The 18106-nt window shown below is 64.5% G+C and carries 17 protein-coding genes; 7 read left to right on the top strand and 10 right to left on the bottom strand.

Annotated features, from left to right (window positions below; translation table 11 throughout):
* Nucleotides 1-174: 174 nt before the first annotated feature.
* From CDO35_RS12305 to def, 5 genes are all read right to left on the bottom strand, one after another.
* Entirely contained in the window at nt 175-501 is a 327-nt protein-coding gene (locus CDO35_RS12305; RefSeq protein ID WP_099525017.1) for a tetratricopeptide repeat protein, read from the bottom strand.
* An 88-nt stretch (nt 502-589) separates the two neighbouring features.
* Entirely contained in the window at nt 590-1963 is a 1374-nt protein-coding gene (gene trkA, locus CDO35_RS12300; RefSeq protein ID WP_017676312.1) for a Trk system potassium transporter TrkA, read from the bottom strand.
* Nucleotides 1964-1974: 11 nt separating this feature from the next.
* On the bottom strand, nt 1975-3288 hold the full coding sequence (gene rsmB / locus CDO35_RS12295; protein WP_099525016.1) for a 16S rRNA (cytosine(967)-C(5))-methyltransferase RsmB: 1314 nt from the start codon (nt 3286-3288) through the stop codon (nt 1975-1977).
* Entirely contained in the window at nt 3285-4229 is a 945-nt protein-coding gene (gene fmt / locus CDO35_RS12290) for a methionyl-tRNA formyltransferase (protein ID WP_099525015.1), read from the bottom strand. Before fmt ends, rsmB begins: the two co-directional genes overlap by 4 nt.
* Nucleotides 4230-4281: 52 nt before the next feature.
* The gene (def, locus tag CDO35_RS12285) at nt 4282-4788 is read right to left on the bottom strand and encodes a peptide deformylase (protein ID WP_013713230.1); all 507 of its coding nucleotides are present in this window, start codon (nt 4786-4788) and stop codon (nt 4282-4284) included.
* A gap of 153 nt (nt 4789-4941) precedes the next feature.
* On the opposite strand from def, the gene CDO35_RS12280 reads away from it, so the two are divergent.
* The 3 genes from CDO35_RS12280 to tsaC all read left to right on the top strand — a co-directional run bounded on the left by CDO35_RS12280 (nt 4942) and on the right by tsaC (nt 7810).
* The gene (locus CDO35_RS12280; protein ID WP_099525014.1) at nt 4942-5979 is read left to right on the top strand and encodes a LysM peptidoglycan-binding domain-containing protein; all 1038 of its coding nucleotides are present in this window, start codon (nt 4942-4944) and stop codon (nt 5977-5979) included.
* An 81-nt stretch (nt 5980-6060) separates the two neighbouring features.
* Nucleotides 6061-7176 (top strand): DNA-processing protein DprA, encoded by a 1116-nt coding sequence (gene dprA, locus CDO35_RS12275; RefSeq protein ID WP_099525013.1) that lies wholly within the window; start codon nt 6061-6063, stop codon nt 7174-7176.
* Nucleotides 7177-7252: 76 nt separating this feature from the next.
* Nucleotides 7253-7810, top strand: coding sequence for an L-threonylcarbamoyladenylate synthase type 1 TsaC (tsaC, locus tag CDO35_RS12270; RefSeq protein ID WP_099525012.1), 558 nt, complete (start codon nt 7253-7255; stop codon nt 7808-7810).
* Between the two features lie 74 nt (nt 7811-7884).
* Here the strand turns inward: tsaC and CDO35_RS12265 are convergent, their stop codons facing one another.
* Nucleotides 7885-8862: an NADPH:quinone reductase gene (locus CDO35_RS12265; RefSeq protein WP_099525011.1), complete on the bottom strand. Its 978-nt coding sequence runs from the start codon at nt 8860-8862 to the stop codon at nt 7885-7887.
* Nucleotides 8863-9008: 146 nt separating this feature from the next.
* Between CDO35_RS12265 and hemF the strand changes: the two genes are divergently transcribed.
* Both hemF and aroE read left to right on the top strand, forming a co-directional pair.
* Nucleotides 9009-9917: an oxygen-dependent coproporphyrinogen oxidase gene (gene hemF, locus CDO35_RS12260; protein ID WP_099525170.1), complete on the top strand. Its 909-nt coding sequence runs from the start codon at nt 9009-9011 to the stop codon at nt 9915-9917.
* A 164-nt stretch (nt 9918-10081) separates the two neighbouring features.
* On the top strand, nt 10082-10903 hold the full coding sequence (gene aroE / locus CDO35_RS12255) for a shikimate dehydrogenase (RefSeq protein WP_099525010.1): 822 nt from the start codon (nt 10082-10084) through the stop codon (nt 10901-10903).
* 51 nt (nt 10904-10954) lie between these two features.
* Here the strand turns inward: aroE and CDO35_RS12250 are convergent, their stop codons facing one another.
* From CDO35_RS12250 to betC, 3 genes are read right to left on the bottom strand one after another with little or no spacing between them, the layout of a single operon-like run.
* Nucleotides 10955-12526 (bottom strand): SulP family inorganic anion transporter, encoded by a 1572-nt coding sequence (locus CDO35_RS12250; protein WP_099525009.1) that lies wholly within the window; start codon nt 12524-12526, stop codon nt 10955-10957.
* Between the two features lie 58 nt (nt 12527-12584).
* On the bottom strand, nt 12585-13505 hold the full coding sequence (choX, locus tag CDO35_RS12245) for a choline ABC transporter substrate-binding protein (RefSeq protein WP_099525008.1): 921 nt from the start codon (nt 13503-13505) through the stop codon (nt 12585-12587).
* Between the two features lie 49 nt (nt 13506-13554).
* On the bottom strand, nt 13555-15063 hold the full coding sequence (gene betC, locus CDO35_RS12240) for a choline-sulfatase (RefSeq protein ID WP_099525007.1): 1509 nt from the start codon (nt 15061-15063) through the stop codon (nt 13555-13557).
* Between the two features lie 113 nt (nt 15064-15176).
* On the opposite strand from betC, the gene CDO35_RS12235 reads away from it, so the two are divergent.
* A complete protein-coding gene (locus tag CDO35_RS12235) occupies nt 15177-16097 on the top strand; it encodes a choline sulfate utilization transcriptional regulator (protein ID WP_099525006.1) in 921 nt (306 codons plus the stop codon).
* 113 nt (nt 16098-16210) lie between these two features.
* Nucleotides 16211-17113, top strand: a complete 903-nt coding sequence (gene pbpG / locus CDO35_RS12230) for a D-alanyl-D-alanine endopeptidase (protein WP_099525005.1) — start codon at nt 16211-16213, stop codon at nt 17111-17113.
* A gap of 57 nt (nt 17114-17170) precedes the next feature.
* Here the strand turns inward: pbpG and CDO35_RS12225 are convergent, their stop codons facing one another.
* Entirely contained in the window at nt 17171-18064 is an 894-nt protein-coding gene (locus CDO35_RS12225; protein WP_099525004.1) for a LysR family transcriptional regulator, read from the bottom strand.
* Nucleotides 18065-18106 lie beyond the last annotated feature (42 nt).

The following is an 18106-nucleotide window of genomic DNA, read 5'->3' as shown; positions in this document are numbered from 1 at the left end:
CTCGGTAGAGCGATAGGTTGCCATCCTGTGGTAGGGGCTTCAGCTGCTATGGCTTGAGCCCTGATCCAGGATTGGCGACCTCCAGAATGCTCAGAAGCTCGCCGCTGAAGCGCCTCCTACAGTCCGTGGGGGCTTTTCGATCTGCGGGGTAGTACTGAGCTTGTGGGAGGGGCTTTAGCCGCGATTGCTCCCCGGCTTGTCCAGCTTGCGCAAAAACACGGTCATTTCCTTCTCGGCCTGCTTGTCGCCCTTGGCCTGGGCGGCGGCAATGCCCTGCTGCCAGGCCTGGCGCGCGCGGTCGAGGTCGCCTTCGGCCTGCAGCGCCTTGCCCAGCAGCTTCCACGCCGCTGAATAGGCCGGGTCGAATTCCACGCAGCGTTGCAGGTGCTCGGCCGCCTGCACCGCATTGCCGCCATCCAGGTGGGCTTTGCCCAGACCGAACCGCAACAGGGCGTTGTCCATGCCCTTGGCCAACATCTTTTCCAGTGCCTCAGTGCTCATCAAGCTTCTCCGCTGATGTAGCCCGGATGCAATCCGGGTGAGGCCCGGCGCGATTCATCCCCGGATTGCATCCGGGCTACGGTTTTATTCAGAAGAACGTCAGACCGGCCTGGAACAGGCGCTCGACGTCGCGGATGTACTTCTTGTCGACCAGGAACAGGATCACGTGGTCGCCGGACTCGATCACCGTGTCATCGTGGGCGATCAGCACCTGTTCATCGCGGATGATGGCGCCGATGGTGGTACTCGGCGGCAGGGCGATGTCTTCGATGGCGCGGCCGATCACCTTGCTCGATTTGGCATCACCATGGGCGATCACTTCCAGCGCCTCGGCTGCGCCCCGGCGCAGGCTGTGCACGCTTTCGATATCGCCACGGCGCACGTGGGTCAGCAGAGTGCCGATGGTAGCCAATTGCGGGCTGATGGCGATGTCGATCTCGCCGCCTTGCACAAGGTCGACATAGGCCGGGTTGTTGATGATGGTCATCACCTTGCGCGCACCCAGGCGCTTGGCCAGCAGCGACGACATGATATTGGCTTCGTCGTCGTTGGTCAGGGCGAGGAAGATGTCGGCATCGTTGATGTTCTCTTCCACCAGCAGGTCGCGATCCGAGGCGCTGCCCTGCAGCACGATGGTGCTGTCGAGGTTCTCCGACAGGTAGCGGCAGCGCGCCGGGTTCATTTCGATGATCTTCACCTGGTAGCGGCTTTCGATGGCTTCGGCCAGGCGCTCGCCGATGTTGCCGCCACCGGCGATCACCACGCGCTTGTAGCTATCCTCGAGACGGCGCATTTCGCTCATCACTGCACGGATGTGCGCCTTGGCGGCGATGAAGAACACTTCGTCATCGGCCTCGATCACGGTATCGCCCTTGGGCATGATCGGCCGGTTGCGGCGGAAGATCGCCGCGACGCGTGTGTCGACGTTGGGCATGTGCTGGCGCAGCTGGCGCAGTTGCTGACCCACCAGCGGGCCGCCGTAGTAGGCCTTGACCGCCACAAGTTGCGCCTTGCCTTCGGCGAAGTCGATCACCTGCAGGGCGCCCGGATATTCGATCAGGCGCTTGATGTAATTGGTCACCACCTGCTCGGGGCTGATCAGCACGTCGACCGGGATCGCTTCGTTGTCGAACAGCGCCTCGCGGGTCAGGTAGGCCGCCTCGCGCACCCGGGCGATCTTGGTCGGGGTGTGGAACAGGGTATAGGCCACCTGACAGGCCATCATGTTGACTTCGTCGCTGTTGGTCACCGCCACCAGCATGTCGGCATCGTCAGCGCCGGCTTGGCGCAGCACGGTGGGGAAGGAGCCCTTGCCCTGCACGGTGCGGATGTCCAGGCGGTCGCCAAGGTCGCGCAGGCGATCACCATCGGTGTCGACCACGGTGATGTCGTTGGCCTCGCTGGCGAGGTGTTCCGCCAGGGTGCCGCCCACCTGGCCGGCGCCTAGAATGATGATTTTCACTGATCGCTCCGTTAGCTGTGGCTGGTCACAGCGGTCTTTATCAGCTTGGCATAGTAGAAACCGTCGTGGCCGTCCAGCTGTGGCAGCAACTGGCGACCATGGCCAGGCTGCAGGCCGAAGTCGCCAGCGATGGTGACTTCCTGCGCATCGGCGGTGCGGGCCAGAAACGCGGCGATGGTCTCGCTGTTTTCCGTCGGCAGCACCGAGCAGGTGGCGTAAAGCAGGATGCCGCCGGGCGCCAGGGTTGGCCACAGCGCATCGAGCAGCTCACCCTGCAACTGCGCCAGGGCGGGAATGTCCTCAGGCTTGCGGGTCAGCTTGATATCCGGATGACGGCGGATCACGCCGGTGGCCGAGCAAGGCGCATCGAGCAGGATGCGCTGGAATGGCTGGCCGTCCCACCAGGTACCGGTGTCCCGGCCGTCGGCGGCGATCAGTGTGGCCTTCAGCTGCAGGCGCTCAAGGTTCTCGCGTACGCGCGTCAGGCGCTTGGCTTCCAGATCCACGGCGACCACTTCGCTCAAGCCTGGTTCGACTTCCAGCAGGTGGCAGGTCTTGCCGCCCGGCGCGGCGCAGGCGTCCAGCACACGTTGGCCAGGCGCCAGTTCGAGCAGGCTGGCAGCCAGTTGCGCGGCTTCGTCCTGGACACTGACGCGGCCGTCCTTGAAGCCGGGCAGGGTGGTTACGTCGCAGGGTTGTAGCAGGCGCACGCCGTCACGGCTGAAAGCGCATGGCTCGGCATCGATGCCGGCGTCGCGCAGTTCGGTGAGGTACGCGTCGCGGCTGCCGTGACGGCGATTGACCCGCAGGATCAGTGGCGGATGCGCGTTGTTGGCGGCGCAGATGGCTTGCCAGTGCTCGGGCCAGAAGGCCTTGAGCTGTTTTTGCAGCCAGCGCGGGTGCGCGGTGTGTAGCACCGGGTCGCGATCCAGTTCAGCGAAAATCGCTTCATGCTCGCGTTGGGCGCGGCGCAGCACGGCGTTGAGCAAGCCCTTGGCCCAAGGCTTTTTCAGCGCACCGGCGCAGCCGACCGTCTCGCCGATGGCGGCATGCTCGGGGATGCGGCTGTGCAGCAACTGGTAGAGGCCGATCAGCAGCAGCGCTTCCACGTCCTTGTCGGCGGCCTTGAACGGCTTTTCCAGCAGTTTCTCGGCCAGCAGTTGCAGGCGCGGCTGCCAGCGTGCGGCGCCGAAGGCCAAGTCCTGTGCCAGGGCACGGTCGTGGTGCTCGACCTTGTCCAGCTGCGGCGGCAGGCTGCTACCCAGAGAAGCCTTGCCGGAGAGCACTGCAGTCAGGGCGCGGGCGGCGGCCAGGCGCGGGTTCATTGGCCGAGCACCAGGCCGGCGGCGAATTGATCGCGGCGGCTGTTATAGAGGTCGGCGAAGGCCAGCGGCTTGCCGCCCGGCAGCTGCAGGCGAGTCAGACGCAGCGCGCCTTCGCCACAGGCCACGGTCAGGCCATGCTTGTCGGCGGCGAGGATGGTGCCGGGAGCGCCCTTGCCTTCGCCGAGCTCGGCGGCATGCACTTTCAAGGCGTCGCCGCCGAGTGTGGTGTGGCAGATCGGCCAGGGGTGGAAGGCGCGCACCAGGCGCTCCAGCTCCACGGCCGGGCGACTGAAGTCCAGCAGCGCTTCTTCCTTGTTCAGCTTGTGCGCGTAGTTGGCCAGGGCGTCGTCCTGTACTTCACCTTTCAGCGTGCCCGCGGCCAGGCCGTCGATAGCCTGTAGCACTGCCTGTGGGCCGAGCTGGGCGAGGCGATCATGCAGCGAGCCGCCGGTGTCGCTGGCGCTGATCGGCGTGGTCACCTTGAGCAGCATCGGCCCGGTGTCGAGGCCGGCTTCCATCTGCATCACGGTGACGCCGCTTTCGGCATCGCCGGCCTGCACCGCGCGTTGGATCGGCGCGGCACCCCGCCAGCGCGGCAGCAAGGAGGCGTGGCTGTTGATGCAGCCCAGACGCGGGGTGTCGAGCACCACCTGCGGCAGGATCAGGCCATAGGCGACCACCACCATCAGATCCGGCTGCAATGCCGCCACCTCGGCCTGCGCCTCTTCATTACGCAAGCTGGCCGGTTGGTAGACCGGGATGCCGTGCTCGACGGCGAGTTGCTTGACCGGGCTCGGCATCAGCTTCTGGCCGCGACCTGCCGGGCGATCCGGCTGGGTGTAGACGGCAATGATCTGGTGCGGGCTGGCCAGCAGGGCCTTGAGGTGTTCGGCGGCGAATTCCGGGGTGCCGGCAAAGACGATACGCAATGAGTCAGGCATGGAGGCTCGCTAAAAGAAAAGGCTTGCCGTAGCAAGCCTTCAGGATGGGGCGTCAGGCGCGCTGGCGATGCTGTTTTTCCAGTTTCTTCTTGATGCGGTCGCGCTTGAGGTTGGACAGGTAATCGACGAACAGCTTGCCGTTGAGGTGATCGCACTCGTGCTGGATGCACACGGCAAGTAAGCCTTCGGCGATCAGCTCGTAGGGCTGGCCATCGCGATCCAGCGCCTTGATCTTGACCTTCTGTGGGCGGTCGACGTTCTCGTAGAAGCCGGGCACCGACAGGCAGCCTTCCTGGTACTGGTCCATTTCATCGGTCAGCGACTCGAACTCGGGGTTGATGAACACCCGCGGTTCGGACTTGTCCTCGGACAGGTCCATGACCACCACGCGCTTGTGCACGTTGACCTGCGTCGCCGCCAGGCCGATACCGGGTGCGTCATACATGGTCTCGAACATGTCGTCGACCAGTTGACGGATGGAGTCATCCACGACGTCCACCGGTTTGGCGATGGTACGCAGGCGTGGATCAGGAAATTCGAGGATATTCAGGATCGCCATATGCGTTTGTGATGCACTTGTGGAATAAAGTCAAAATCCGCTGCTAAGATGATGAACAGCATTGAAAAACGGCTTCACGCCGCGTATTCAGCGGGTTTGGCACGCGGCGCTAGGGCGCTTCACGTGAAGGCACATAATAAAGGGATTCACCGTATGAGGAAATCACTACTCGCCCTGCTCTTTGCAGCGGGCGGACTGGCCCTGACCAGCTTGGCTCAGGCCGAAGTGCAACTCAAGGACGGTCACCCGGACCGCTACACAGTGGTCAAGGGCGATACCCTCTGGGACATTTCCGGCAAGTTCCTGCGCCAGCCGTGGAAATGGCCGGAGATCTGGCACGCCAACCCGCAGGTGGCGAACCCGCACCTGATCTATCCCGGCGATACCCTCAATCTGGTCTACGTGGACGGTCAGCCGCGCCTGATGCTCAACCGCGGCGAGTCCCGCGGCACCATCAAACTGTCGCCGCAAGTACGTAGCACGCCGATGGCCGAAGCGATCCCGACCATCCCGCTGGAGGCGATCAACAGCTTCCTGCTGAGCAACCGTATCGTCGACACTCCGGAAGAATTCAACGGCAAGCCTTATGTCGTCGCCGGCAACGCCGAGCGCGTGGTCAGCGGCGCTGGTGATCGCGTTTACGCCCGCGGCCAGTTCGACGAAGAGCAGCCGATCTACGGCATCTTCCGCCAAGGCAAGACCTACTTGGATCCGGAAACCAAGGAATTCCTTGGCATCAACGCCGATGACGTCGGCACCGGTGAGATCGTCGCAGAAGAAGGGGATGTGGGTACGCTGCTGCTCAAGCGCTCGACTCAGGAAGTACGCCTGGGAGATCGCCTGTTCCCCACCGAGGAGCGTGCGATCAACTCCACCTTCATGCCTAGCGAGCCGATCACCGACATCGATGGTTTGATTCTCGATGTACCGCGTGGCGTCAGTCAGATTGGTCAGTTCGATGTTGTCACCCTGAACAAGGGGATACGCGACGGCCTGGAGATCGGAAACGTGCTGGCGGTCTACAAGACCGGCGAGACCGTACGTGACCGTGTTACCGGAGAGAGCGTGAAAATCCCGGACGAGCGTTCCGGCCTGCTGATGGTGTTCCGCACCTATGACAAGCTCAGCTATGGCCTGGTACTGCAGGCCAGCCGCCAGCTGGCGGTGATGGACAAGGTCCGCAACCCGTAATGCCCAACGAGCCCCGCACTAGCGGGGCTCGTGCTTTCAGGCCGCCAGGATGGCGGTGCAACTGCTCAGGGACGAATCGCCATGCCTGCATCCTCCTCGCTTTCCCCCGCTATCTCTCCTGCCGAACTCGAAGCCCGCTTGCGTCTGCATCTGTTGCCGGAACTGGGACCGCGGCGTTTTCGCAAGCTCCTGAGTGCTTTCGACAGCGCCTCGGCTGCGCTCAGTGCGCCGGCCAGCGCCTGGCGCGCGTTAGGGTTGCCGGCGGCGTGCGCCGAGCCACGGCGTGATGCGGACATTCGCGAGCGAGCGGCTGCCGCCCTGCAATGGCTGGATGAGCCTGGTCAACATGTGCTGATGTGGGACGATCCAGGCTACCCGGCTCTGCTCGGCGAGTTGGCGGATGCGCCGCCGCTGTTGTTCGTAGCGGGCGAGCCGGGCGTGCTGGAGGCGCCGCAACTGGCCATGGTCGGCAGTCGGCGGGCCTCGCAGCCCGGGCTTGATAACGCGCGTGCTTTTGCCCGTAGCCTGGCGGGCGGCGGTTTCGTCATCACCAGTGGTCTGGCCTTGGGGATCGATGGTGCTGCACATCAGGGGGCGCTGGAAAGCGGCGGCAAAACGGTGGCCGTGCTGGGCACCGGTTTGCAGTGTCTGTATCCACGACGGCATGTGAGGCTGGCGGCGCAGATCAGCGAGCAAGGCGGTGCGCTGGTCTCCGAGCTGCCGCTGGACTGTCCGCCGCAGGCGAGCAACTTCCCGCGGCGCAACAGGATCATCAGCGGTCTTTCATTGGGTGTGCTGGTGGTCGAGGCCAGCCCGTCCAGTGGTTCGCTGATCACCGCACGCCTGGCTGCCGAACAGGGGCGTGAGGTCTATGCCATCCCCGGATCGATCCATCACCCTGGCGCGCGTGGCTGCCATCAGCTGATTCGTGATGGCGCCACCCTGGTGGAAAGCATCGAGCATATCCTCGAAGCCCTGCGTGGCTGGCAGGCGCCAGCCGTTCAGCCCACATCGGCGCCGCTCGCTGACATCGAGCATCCATTGCTGGCCTTGCTGCATGCCGCGCCGCACAGCACCGAGGCGCTTATGCAGGCCAGCGGTTGGCCGCTGGCTGAGGTGCTGGGAGCCTTGACCGAGCTAGAGCTCGATGGCCTGGTGTGCAACGAGTCTGGCCGTTGGATGGCGCGCAGTCGTTAACAGTCTGTTAAGGCCCGTGGCAGGTCGCGATTGGCTTGGATAGACTGCCGCCCATTGATTCAGCGGGAGACAGGCGATGGCCAGCAACTGGCAGATACAGCAAACGGCGCGAGTGGTACGTGAGGGCGGCGTGATCGCCTACCCGACCGAGGCAGTCTGGGGCCTGGGCTGCGATCCTTGGAACGAAGAGGCGGTGTATCGTCTTTTGGCGCTCAAGGAGCGGCCGATGCGCAAGGGGCTGATTCTGGTTGCCGATGACATCGAACAGTTCGACTTTCTTCTCGATGATCTGCCCGAGGTCTGGCAGGAGCGCCTGGCCGGCAGCTGGCCAGGGCCGAATACTTGGCTGGTGCCGCATCAGAATCGTCTACCCGAGTGGGTCACGGGCGAGCACGACAGCGTTGCCCTGCGCGTCAGTGATCATCCGTTGGTAGGTGCGTTGTGCCGCTACACCGGGCCGCTGATTTCTACCTCGGCCAACCCGGCTGGGCGCCCTTCGGCGCGTTCGCGCCTGCGCGTCGAGCAGTACTTCCCCGGTGAGCTGGACAAGGTGCTCGGCGGCGCTCTGGGCGGGCGCAAGAACCCCAGCCTGATTCGTGACCTGCGCACGGGCGATGTGATTCGCCCGTCCTGACTGGCCAATGCTCGCGGCTAAAGCCCCTCCCACGATTGTGGCAGCTGTGGGAGGGGGTTTAGCCGCGACTGTTTTTACGGCAGCAAAATGGTCGAGCCAGTGGTCTGCCGTGAACTCAGTGCGTCTTGCGCGGCGGCAGCGTCCTTCAGTGCGTAGCGGTTGCTGATTTCCACCTGCAGCTTGCCGCTGGCGATCATGCCGAACAGATCATCGGCCATGGCCTGCAGACGCTGTGCGCTGGTGGCGTAGCCGGCCAGGGTCGGACGAGTGACGTAGAGCGAGCCCTTCTGCGCCAGAATGCCCAGGTTCACCCCGGTTACCGCGCCAGATGCATTGCCGAAGCTGACCAGCAGGCCGCGTGGCGCCACGCAGTCCAGCGAAGTTTCCCAGGTGTCCTTGCCGACGCCGTCGTAGACCACCGGGCACTTGGCTCCCTCGGTCAGCTCCAGGACCCGCTGCACGACGTTCTCATGGCTGTAATCGATGGTCGCCCAGGCGCCCTGCTCCTTGGCCCGCGCGGCCTTCTCCGCCGAGCTGACGGTGCCGATCAGATTCACGCCCAGCGCCTTTGCCCATTGGCAGGCGAAGGAGCCGACGCCACCAGCAGCGGCATGGAAGAGGATGGTTTCGCCACCCTTGAGCTCGTAGGTCTGACGCAGCAGGTACTGCACGGTCAGGCCCTTGAGCATTACCGCCGCGGCCTGCTCGAAGCTAATGCTATCCGGCAGTTTCACCAGCTTGTCGGCGGGCAGTACATGCAGCTCGCTGTAGGCACCCAGCGGGCCGGTGGCGTAGGCGACGCGATCGCCGACTTTGAAGCCTTCGACCTCGCTGCCGACAGCTTCGACCACGCCGGCACCTTCGGTACCCAGGCTCGACGGCAACGCCGGTGGTTGATACAGGCCGCTGCGGAAATAGGTGTCGATGAAGTTCAGGCCGATGGCCTGGTTGGCGACCCGTACTTCGCGCGTGCCTGGCGCTGCCGGCTGATAGTCACGGTATTGCAGCACGTCGCTGCCGCCGTGCTGGCTGAACTCAATACGTTTGGCCATCTCGGATTCCTTGTCTGCTCGAGCCGCTGCTAACGGCGAAAGGGTCTATCCAATCGTCTCGTTTGACCGACGTCAACTGCGGATGTGCCTGGGTGAATGCTATGCTGCCCGCCGATTTCGACCTGCTCTCTGTTCAAGGTGCCGCCGTGACTGACCGTACCGAGGCCGTGAAGGCCTACCTGCTCGACCTGCAAGACCGCATCTGCTCCGCCCTGCAAGCCGAAGACGGCCAGGCTGTGTTCGCCGAGGACGCCTGGCAGCGTCCGGCCGGTGGTGGCGGTCGCACGCGGGTGATCGAGAACGGCGCGCTGATCGAAAAAGGCGGAGTGAATTTCTCCCACGTGTTCGGCGACAGCCTGCCGCCCTCGGCCAGCGCCCATCGTCCCGAGCTCGCAGGGCGCGGCTTTCAGGCACTCGGTGTGTCGCTGGTGATCCACCCGGAAAACCCCTACGTGCCGACCTCGCACGCCAACGTGCGTTTCTTCAGCGCCGAGAAGGAAGGCGAAGAGCCGGTGTGGTGGTTCGGCGGTGGTTTCGACCTCACGCCCTACTACGCCAATGAAGAAGACTGCGTGCACTGGCACCAGGTCGCGCACGATGCCTGCGCGCCGTTCGGTGCCGAGGTCTATCCCAAGTTCAAGGCCTGGTGCGATCGCTACTTCCACCTCAAGCATCGTGGCGAGCCGCGCGGCATCGGTGGTCTGTTCTTCGACGACCTCAACGAGTGGGATTTCGATACCAGCTTCGCCTTCATGCGTGCCATTGGCGATGCCTATATCCAGGCCTACCTGCCCATCGTCCAGCGCCGCAAGCTGACGTCGTTCGGTGAGCGCGAGCGCGAGTTCCAGGCCTTCCGCCGTGGCCGCTACGTCGAGTTCAACCTGGTGTTCGACCGTGGCACGCTATTCGGCCTGCAGTCCGGCGGGCGTACCGAGTCGATCCTCATGTCGCTGCCACCACATGTGCGCTGGGGCTATGACTGGAAGCCCGAGCCGGGCAGCGAGGAAGCTCGCCTGACCGAGTATTTCCTGACTGATCGTGATTGGCTGGCATAAGCTTTTTCGCGTAGCCCGGATGCAATCCGGGGCACTTATCGACCGCTCCCGGATTTCATCCGGGCTACGAACTGGCGCCATTTCCCCGTAGCAGCCCGCTTGCGGGCGATCTGGCCTCAGAGCGAATCGCCAGCAAGCTGGCTCCTACACAAACAGGATTTTCCATGGACCGCTACTGCGTCTTCGGCAACCCCATCGGCCACAGCAAATCACCGCTGATCCACCGCCTGTTCGCCGAGCAGACTGGCCAGGTGCTCGACTACCAGGCACGCCTGGCTCCGCTGGACGATTTCACTGGCAATGCCCGCGCCTTCTTCGCCGACGGTCTGGGCGGCAACGTCACCGTGCCGTTCAAGGAGGAGGCTTTCCGCCTCTGCGACGCACTCACCGAGCGTGCGCGCCGCGCCGGTGCGGTGAACACGCTGAAGAAACTCGAGGACGGTCGCCTGCTGGGTGACAACACCGATGGTGCCGGCCTGACCCGCGACCTGCAGGACAACGCTAGCTTCAGCCTGGCGGGCAAGCGCGTGTTGCTGCTCGGTGCCGGGGGCGCTGTGCGTGGCGTGCTCGAGCCCTTCCTGGCGCAGAAGCCGGCGGTGCTGGTGATCGCCAACCGTACCGTGGCCAAGGCCGAGCAACTGGTGCGTGAATTCGCTGATCTCGGCCCGCTGGTCGCCGCTGGCTTCGACTGGATCGATGCGCCGGTGGACCTGATCGTCAACGGCACTTCCGCCAGTCTCGGTGGTGAGTTGCCGCCGATTGCGCCGAGCCTGATCCAGTCCGGTCATACCCTCTGCTACGACATGATGTACGCCAAGGAACCGACCGCCTTCAACCGTTGGGCCGCCGAGCAGGGCGCGGTGCGCTGCCTGGATGGCCTGGGCATGCTGGTCGAGCAGGCCGCCGAGGCATTCGAGTTGTGGCGCGGCGTACGCCCGGACACTGCGCCGGTGCTGGCCGAGCTGCGTCGCCAACTGGCCGGCTGAGTCTTCCATCGCTCGTGATGAGCGCCACCCTACGGCTGTGGCGCCGGTCACTCAATCCTCGAACAACACCGGGCAGCGCTCGGCGCCTTCCAGTTTGAGGATTTCTTCCACCACCTGCGGCCGTGCCTGACGCAGCACCAGGCTGCGTTTTAGCGCCTGCAGGCGGCGCGCCTCCTGGTGCAGCATCTCCACGCCTGCGTAGTCGATGAAGTTGATGTGCCGCGCGTCGATTACCAGGCGCTGTCCGCGGCTGCGCTGCAGCAATTGCTGGATGTACTGGCAGGCGCCGAAGAAGATCGAGCCGTCGATGCGCAGCACCTCGTCGTCGCCGTCGTGCCACAGGCGTACGCGCGGCTGCGAGGTGCGCTTGAGGTAGAAGAACAGTGAGGCCAGCACGCCGGCGTAGATCGCCGTCTGCAGCTCCAGCACCAGGGTGGCGACGAAGGTCAGCAGCATCACCACGAACTCGGCGCGACTGACCTTGCGCAGCGCCCGAATCGCCGGCAGATCCACCAGGCCCCAGCAGATCAGCAGGATACCGGCGGCCATCACCGGCAACGGGATATGCGTCAGCAGTGCCGTACCGAACACCGCGAACAGCGCCACCAGCAGCGCCGAGAACACCCCAGCTAGCGGCGTGCGTGCGCCGGCCTGCAGGTTCAGCGCCGAGCGGGTGAAGGAGCCGGCCGACAGCGACGCGGAAAACCACGGCCCGAGCATGTTCGACAGCCCCTGGGCGCGCACTTCCTGGTTGGCATCCAGGAACTGGTGCGATTTCACCGCGAGCGCGCGGGCGATGGACAGGCTGGTGACCAGCCCGAGCATGCCGCAGGCTACCGCTGCCGGTAGCAGGCGCAACACGTCGTCGAGGTCGAAGCTCAGCAGGGTCAAAGGCGGCAGGCCACCTTCGAACGGCGCCACCAGGGCGATGTCAGCGGTGACGCGCGCGGGCAGCAACCAGGCCAGCAGGCTGCCACAGACCAGGCCTATCAGCAGTGCAGGCGCTTTTGGCCAGAACTTGCGCACGGCCACGCTGAGCAGCAGGGTGAAGGCCGCCAGTGCCACGCTGGGCCAGTGCGCCTGCGGCAGGTGCTGGCCGATCTGCAGCAGGCTGGTCAGCGCCGTGGGTTGGCTGGCGACTTCGACGCCGAGCAGATTGGGCATCTGCCCGATGGCAATCACCAGGGCCGCGCCGAGGGTAAAACCGAGCACCACTGACTGCGAGACGAAGTTCACCAGCGCGCCAAAGCGCAGCAGGCCGAGCAGCCACTGGAACAGCCCGGCGAGAAAGGTCAGCAGCAGGATCAGGGCGATGAATTCGTCGCTGCCGATGCGCGCCATGGGGCTGACGCTGGTGAACAGGACGATGGAGATGGCTGCGGTCGGCCCGCAGATCAGGTGCCAGGACGAGCCCCACAGGCAGGCGATGATCACAGGCACGATGGCCGCGTACAGGCCGTATTCGGCCGGCAATCCGGCGATCAGCGCGTAGGCCAGCGACTGCGGCAGGGCCAGGATGGCGCCGGTCAGGCCCACCAGCAGGTCATTGCCGAGGGTCTTGCGGCTGGTGCCAGGCAACCAGCGGAGAAACGGCAGCAGGGTCTGTCGGTCAGGTAGGCGCATGGTTCGGGTCGAGGGTGGGCCGCGGGCGACTCCACCCTACTCACTTGCCGCGGTTAATTCAAAGTCGCGCCTTCACGGCGGCCAGGCCGTCGCCACCGTCGCGGGTGGTCACGCCGTCCAGCCAGCCATCGAGCACCTGCGGGTTGGCCTGCAGCCAGGCCTTGATCGCAGCGTCGTTGCTGGCCTGGTTGCTCAGAACCTGATCCATGATGCTGTTTTCCATCTCCTGGGTGAAGGCGAGGTTGCTCAGCAGCTTGCCGACGTTGGGACACTGTGCGGCGTAGCCCTTGCGCGCCAGGGTGTTGACCTCGCCGCTATCGCCGAAATATTTCTCGCCGCCTTTCAGGTACTTCATGTCGTACTGCACGTTCATCGGGTGCGGGGTCCAGCCGAGGAAGACCACGAACTGATCGCGTTTCACCGCGCGGCCGACCTGCACCAGCATCGCCTGTTCGCTGGACTCCACCAGCTTCCAGTCACCCAGGCCGAACTCGTCGGCGGCGATCATCTGCTTGATCGACTCGTTGGCCGGTGAGCCGGAGGCGATACCGTAGAGTTTCTTGCCGAACTTGTCGGCGTGCTTGTCCAGATCGGCGAAGGTCTTCACCCCTGCCTCATAGGCATAGGTCGGGACCGCCAGGGTGTACTCGGTGCCTGCGAGGTTCTGCGCCAGCTTGTCCACTTCGCCGCTGGCGACGAACTTGTCGTAGTTGCTCTGCTGCGCCGGCATCCAGTTGCCGAGGAAGACGTCGACTTGGCCCTTCTGCAGGCCGGCAAAGATGATCGGCACGGCCAGGGTCTGGCTTTCCGCCTTGTAGCCCAGGCCGTCGAGCAGGAAGCTGGCGATGCCGTTGGTCACGGCGATGTCGCTCCAGCCCGGGTCACCCAGCTTGACCGTGGCGCAGGCGGCGTCCTCGGCCCAGACGTTGCCGGCACTGGTGAGCGCTGCGGTGAGTAGTAGCACGCTGAATCGGTTCATGGCGTCTCTCCTTTTTTCTTCTGTTTTGGGGGCGGCAGTAGGCAAAGGTTCATACCTGGGGAAAACGGGCGCGACGCTCCAGGTCATCGAGATCGATATGGTTGCGCATGTACTGCTGGCTGGCGTCGACCATTGGCTGGTGATCCCAACTGGTCAATTTGCCCTGGCTCAGGGCCTCAGCCACAAATCGGCGGCGGCGCTGGCTGGCCAGGGTGGCGGCGTGGATCGCCGGGATGTCCCAGCGTTCGCGGGCCTCGGCCAGGAAGCCGGCGAGGATGCCTTTGTGCTCGCTGCAGTTGGTGAGGTTGCGGCGCTCCTGCGGGTCGCTGTCGAGATTGAACAGCAACAGCGGGTCCTGCTCGGAATAGACGAATTTCCAGGGACCACGGCGGATCATCATCAGCGGGCTGACGGTGCCTTCGGCCATGTACTCGCCGAGCACTTCGTCATGGCCGCCCTTGCCCTGCAGGTGCGGCAGCAGCGAGTGGCCCTCCAGCTCTAGCCCCTGCTCGACCTGGCCGCCGGCCAGTTCAACCAGCGTCGGCAAGAGATCGAGGGTCGAAACCGACTGGCTGACCCGATGCGCGGCGAAGCGCTTCGGCGCATGCACCAACAGCGGCACGCGGGCGGACATCTCGAACCAGTGCATCTTGTACCAGAGGCCGCGCTCGCCAAGCATGTCGCCGTGGTCGCCGGAGAAGACGATCAGGGTGTCTTCGGCCAGGCCGCATTCCTCGAGGGTCTTCAGCAGTTTGCCGATGTTGTCGTCGATGTAGCTGCAAGCGCCGAAATAGGCGCGGCGGGCGTCGCGAATCTTGTCCTCGGGCAGTGGCTTGTCCCACAGGTCGATGACCTTGAGGATGCGCTGCGAGTGCGGGTCCTGCTCGGCCTGCTCGAGGTGTTGGCGCGGCAGGGGGATGTCCACGCCCTCGTAGCGATCCCAGTACTCACGCGGGATGGTGTAGGGGTCATGCGGGTGGGTCATCGACACGGTCAGGCAGAACGGCTGCTCCGGGGTCATGCGCACATGGTCGTAGAGGTACTGACGGGCCTTGAACACCACCTCTTCGTCGAAATCCAGCTGGTTGCTGCGCACGCAGGGGCCGGCCTGCAGTACCGAGGACATGTTGTGGTACCAACTGGCGCGTACCTCCGGCTCGTCCCAGTTCACCGCCCAGCCGTAGTCGGCCGGGTAGATGTCGCTGGTCAGGCGTTCTTCGTAGCCGTGCAACTGGTCGGGGCCGCAGAAGTGCATCTTGCCCGACAGCGCCGTGCGATAGCCGAGGCGGCGCAGGTAGTGGGCGTAGGTCGGTACGTCGGCGGGGAAGTCGGCGGCATTGTCATAGGCGCCGATCTTCGAGGGCAGCCGCCCGCTGACCAGGGTGAAGCGCGACGGCGCGCAGAGCGGGCTGTTGCAGTAGGCCGAGTCGAACACCACGGCCTGCTCGGCCAGTTTCATCAGGTTGGGCATCTGCACCGGCGAGGCGGCATCGTGCAGTGGCAGGATCGGCGCGGCCATCTGGTCGGCCATGATGAAGAGGATGTTCGGGCGCTTCATGGTGGCGGGTATTCCATACTGTTGGTTTATGCGACAGTGCTTGCTCCATGATTCCGGTATAAAGATAGTAGGGTAAACCCAGCTGCGACACATGCCTTGGATAAGCAGAGCTTATGTTTAAAGCCATCGATGGACTGTCGCTCGACGCGTTGCGGGTGTTCGAGTCGGCCGCGCGCCAGCTCAGTTTCACCGCCGCCGCCAGTGAATTGGGCAGCAGCCAGCCGGCTATCAGTCAGCAGATCAAGCGCCTGGAGCAGCAACTGGCCACGCGGCTGTTCGACCGCGTCTATCGCGGCATCGTGCTGACCGAAGCCGGTGAGCTGTTGCTGGCTCATGTGCAGGAGGGACTGGCCAGCCTCGATGCCGGGCTCGTCGCCGTCACTGCACGGCAGCAGCATGAGGTGCTGCAGGTGGCCACCGACTTCGCCTTCGCCGCTTACTGGTTGATGCCACGCCTGCAGCGCTTCAATCGCCTGTACCCGGAGGTGGACGTCAGCCTGATCACCAGCGAGCGTGACCCGGCCACGGTGCCCAGCGACATCGACGTGGCGATCCGCTTCGGTGACGGCCGTTTCAAGCACGGCGAGGCACACTTGCTGTTTCGCGAGGAGGTGTTCCCGGTGTGCAGCCCGCGGCTGCTCGGCGAGCGCCAGCCGCCGCTGCCGATCTCAGCGCTGGTCGACCTGCCGTTGCTGCACCTGCGGCCCGAGCACCGTTCGCGCTGGTTCGACTGGGATGGTCTGTTTCGCGCGCTGGGTATCGCCAGCCTGCCTACACCCGGCGCGCTGCGCTTCGACAACTACACCCTGTTGATCCAGGCGGCGATTGCCGGGCAAGGGGTGGCCATCGGCTGGCGCCATCTGGTGGATGAACTTCTGGCTCAGGGGCTGCTCTGTCGTCTGGGTGATGCCGAGGCGCATTCGGCACTTGGCTATTACCTGGTACTACCCGAGCGCAAGCGTCGTCAGCGCCTGACCGCGCGTTTCGTCGACTGGTTGCAGGCCGAGCTGGATTCGCCAGCAGTAACCGTTTGATCGGGCCATACTGCAATAGCCAAGCGTGAGTCTCTATACTGGTCGCCGCCGCTCTAACCGGTCGTTTTCCACGTCTGCCAGCGGCCCCCACACTCCAACCGGTGAAGTGAACCGTGAAACTCCGTCATTCGATTTTGGGCTTGCTGCTGTGCGGCAGCCTTGTTGTTTCGAACCTCCAGGCCGCGCCGGCCCAGCCCAAGCAGGAGCTGGCCGCTGGTAGCGCATTGCTGATCGACCTGAAGACTGGCCAGGAGCTCTATTCCAGTAATCCGGATCTGCGCCTGCCGGTCGCCTCGGTCACCAAGCTGATGACCGCCATGGTGGTGCTCGATGCCAAGCTGCCGCTGGACGAGGTGCTGCCAATCACCATCCGCGACACCCATGAGATGCAGGGCGTGTTCTCCCGCGTGCGTATCGGCAGCGAGATCACCCGCCGCGAGATGCTGCACCTGGCGTTGATGTCCTCGGAGAACCGTGCCGCCGCCAGCCTTGCGCACCATTATCCGGGCGGCCATGGCGCCTTCGTTGCGGCGATGAACGCCAAGGCCAAGGCACTGGGCATGCACAACAGCCATTTCGTCGAGCCCACCGGCCTCTCCGAGCAGAATGTCGCCACCGCGCGCGACCTGGCGCTGATGGTCAAGGCGGCCAACCAGTATGCGTTGATTCACCAGTTCAGCACCGACTCCGAAGCCACCGTGGCCTTCCGCAAGCCCAACTACACGCTGGGCTTTCGCAACACCAACGCACTGGTGCGCAAGGCGGACTGGAACATCAACCTGAGCAAGACCGGCTTCACCAATGCTGCCGGCCGTTGCCTGGTGATGGCCACCACCATCGCTAACCGCCCGGTTGCGTTCGTGGTGCTCGGTGCCTTCGGCAAGTACACCCACATGGCCGACGCCAACCGCCTAAAGCGCTGGATGGAGACTGGCAAGGTCACTCCGGTGCCGGCTGCGGCGCTCAGCTACAAGCAGCAGAAGCTGGCCGAGTGGAGCCTGCAGGCTGCACAGTGACCTCAGGCTGATGATGCAAAAAGGGCGACTCAAAGAGTCGCCCTTTTTCGTTGTGTCTCAGGTTGGGCTGCCCAGTCGCTCGCTGAGAAAATCGAGAAAGCAGGTGATGCGCGACGCCAGCGCGGTGTTGCGGTAGTACACCGCGTTGATCGGCTGGCGCACCTCCACGCGCTGCTCGGCCAGTACTTCCACCAGCGCGCCGCTGGCGCGGGTGGCATCGGTCATGAAGTCCGACAGACACACCAGGCCTTCGCCGGCCAGGGCCAGTTCGAGGATCGTGTCGCCACTGGAGGCCCGCAGGCTCGGGGTGATGCGCCAGCGCTCGCCGAGGGCATGGCGCAGCGGCCATTCGTTGAGGCTGTCCGGTTCGGTGAAGCCGATCAGGCTGTGTCCGGCCAGGTCTTCGGTGCGTATCGGGTTGCCGTGCCGGCGAAGGTAATCGGGGCTGGCCAGTACGCGGCGGCGGCTGTGGTAAAGCGGTCGGGCGTGCAGGCTGGAGTCTGGCAGGTTGCCGATGCGAATGGCCAGGTCGGTGCGGCGTTCCAGCAGGTCGATGATGCGGTCGTCGCTGTTCAACTCCAGTTCGATCTGTGGATAGAGCGCACGGAAATCGCCAATCAGCGGCACGATCACGTGCAGCATGAAGGGCGAGGCGGTGTTGATGCGCAAGCGCCCGGACGGTGCCTGGCGGCGCAGGGTCATCTGCTCCTCGGCTTCCTCGACGCTGGCCAGGATGCGCCGCGCCTGGGCCAGGAACACTTCGCCCTCCTCGGTCAGCTCCAGGCGCCGGGTGGTGCGGCGTAGCAAGGTGACGGCGAGTTTTTCCTCAAGCCGGCTGAGGGCACGGCTGACACCGGACGCGGTTTGTTCGAGCTGCTCGGCGGCGGCGCTGATCGAGCCACAGTCGACCACGCTGACGAAGGCGAGCATTTCTTCCAGGCTGGTCTTCATTGTTGCTCTTCAGTCAAAGGTGTTTGCTGGCTTGGTAGATTT

The organism is Pseudomonas sediminis (genome assembly GCF_002741105.1).
Lineage (GTDB): Bacteria > Pseudomonadota > Gammaproteobacteria > Pseudomonadales > Pseudomonadaceae > Aquipseudomonas > Aquipseudomonas sediminis.
The sequence above is the reverse complement of the archived record's forward strand: the minus strand, read 5'-3'. Positions and strand labels throughout refer to the sequence as shown.

Excerpts from the sequence above, each read along its gene's own strand:
- CDO35_RS12305 (WP_099525017.1), bottom strand. The coding sequence starts at position 501 with ATGAGCACTGAGGCACTGGAAAAGATGTTGGCCAAGGGCATGGACAAC.
- rsmB (WP_099525016.1), bottom strand. The coding sequence starts at position 3,288 with ATGAACCCGCGCCTGGCCGCCGCCCGCGCCCTGACTGCAGTGCTCTCC.
- fmt (WP_099525015.1), bottom strand. The coding sequence starts at position 4,229 with ATGCCTGACTCATTGCGTATCGTCTTTGCCGGCACCCCGGAATTCGCC.
- def (WP_013713230.1), bottom strand. The coding sequence starts at position 4,788 with ATGGCGATCCTGAATATCCTCGAATTTCCTGATCCACGCCTGCGTACC.
- CDO35_RS12280 (WP_099525014.1), top strand. The coding sequence starts at position 4,942 with ATGAGGAAATCACTACTCGCCCTGCTCTTTGCAGCGGGCGGACTGGCC.
- dprA (WP_099525013.1), top strand. The coding sequence starts at position 6,061 with ATGCCTGCATCCTCCTCGCTTTCCCCCGCTATCTCTCCTGCCGAACTC.
- tsaC (WP_099525012.1), top strand. The coding sequence starts at position 7,253 with ATGGCCAGCAACTGGCAGATACAGCAAACGGCGCGAGTGGTACGTGAG.
- CDO35_RS12265 (WP_099525011.1), bottom strand. The coding sequence starts at position 8,862 with ATGGCCAAACGTATTGAGTTCAGCCAGCACGGCGGCAGCGACGTGCTG.
- aroE (WP_099525010.1), top strand. The coding sequence starts at position 10,082 with ATGGACCGCTACTGCGTCTTCGGCAACCCCATCGGCCACAGCAAATCA.
- CDO35_RS12250 (WP_099525009.1), bottom strand. The coding sequence starts at position 12,526 with ATGCGCCTACCTGACCGACAGACCCTGCTGCCGTTTCTCCGCTGGTTG.
- choX (WP_099525008.1), bottom strand. The coding sequence starts at position 13,505 with ATGAACCGATTCAGCGTGCTACTACTCACCGCAGCGCTCACCAGTGCC.
- betC (WP_099525007.1), bottom strand. The coding sequence starts at position 15,063 with ATGAAGCGCCCGAACATCCTCTTCATCATGGCCGACCAGATGGCCGCG.
- CDO35_RS12235 (WP_099525006.1), top strand. The coding sequence starts at position 15,177 with ATGTTTAAAGCCATCGATGGACTGTCGCTCGACGCGTTGCGGGTGTTC.
- CDO35_RS12225 (WP_099525004.1), bottom strand. The coding sequence starts at position 18,064 with ATGAAGACCAGCCTGGAAGAAATGCTCGCCTTCGTCAGCGTGGTCGAC.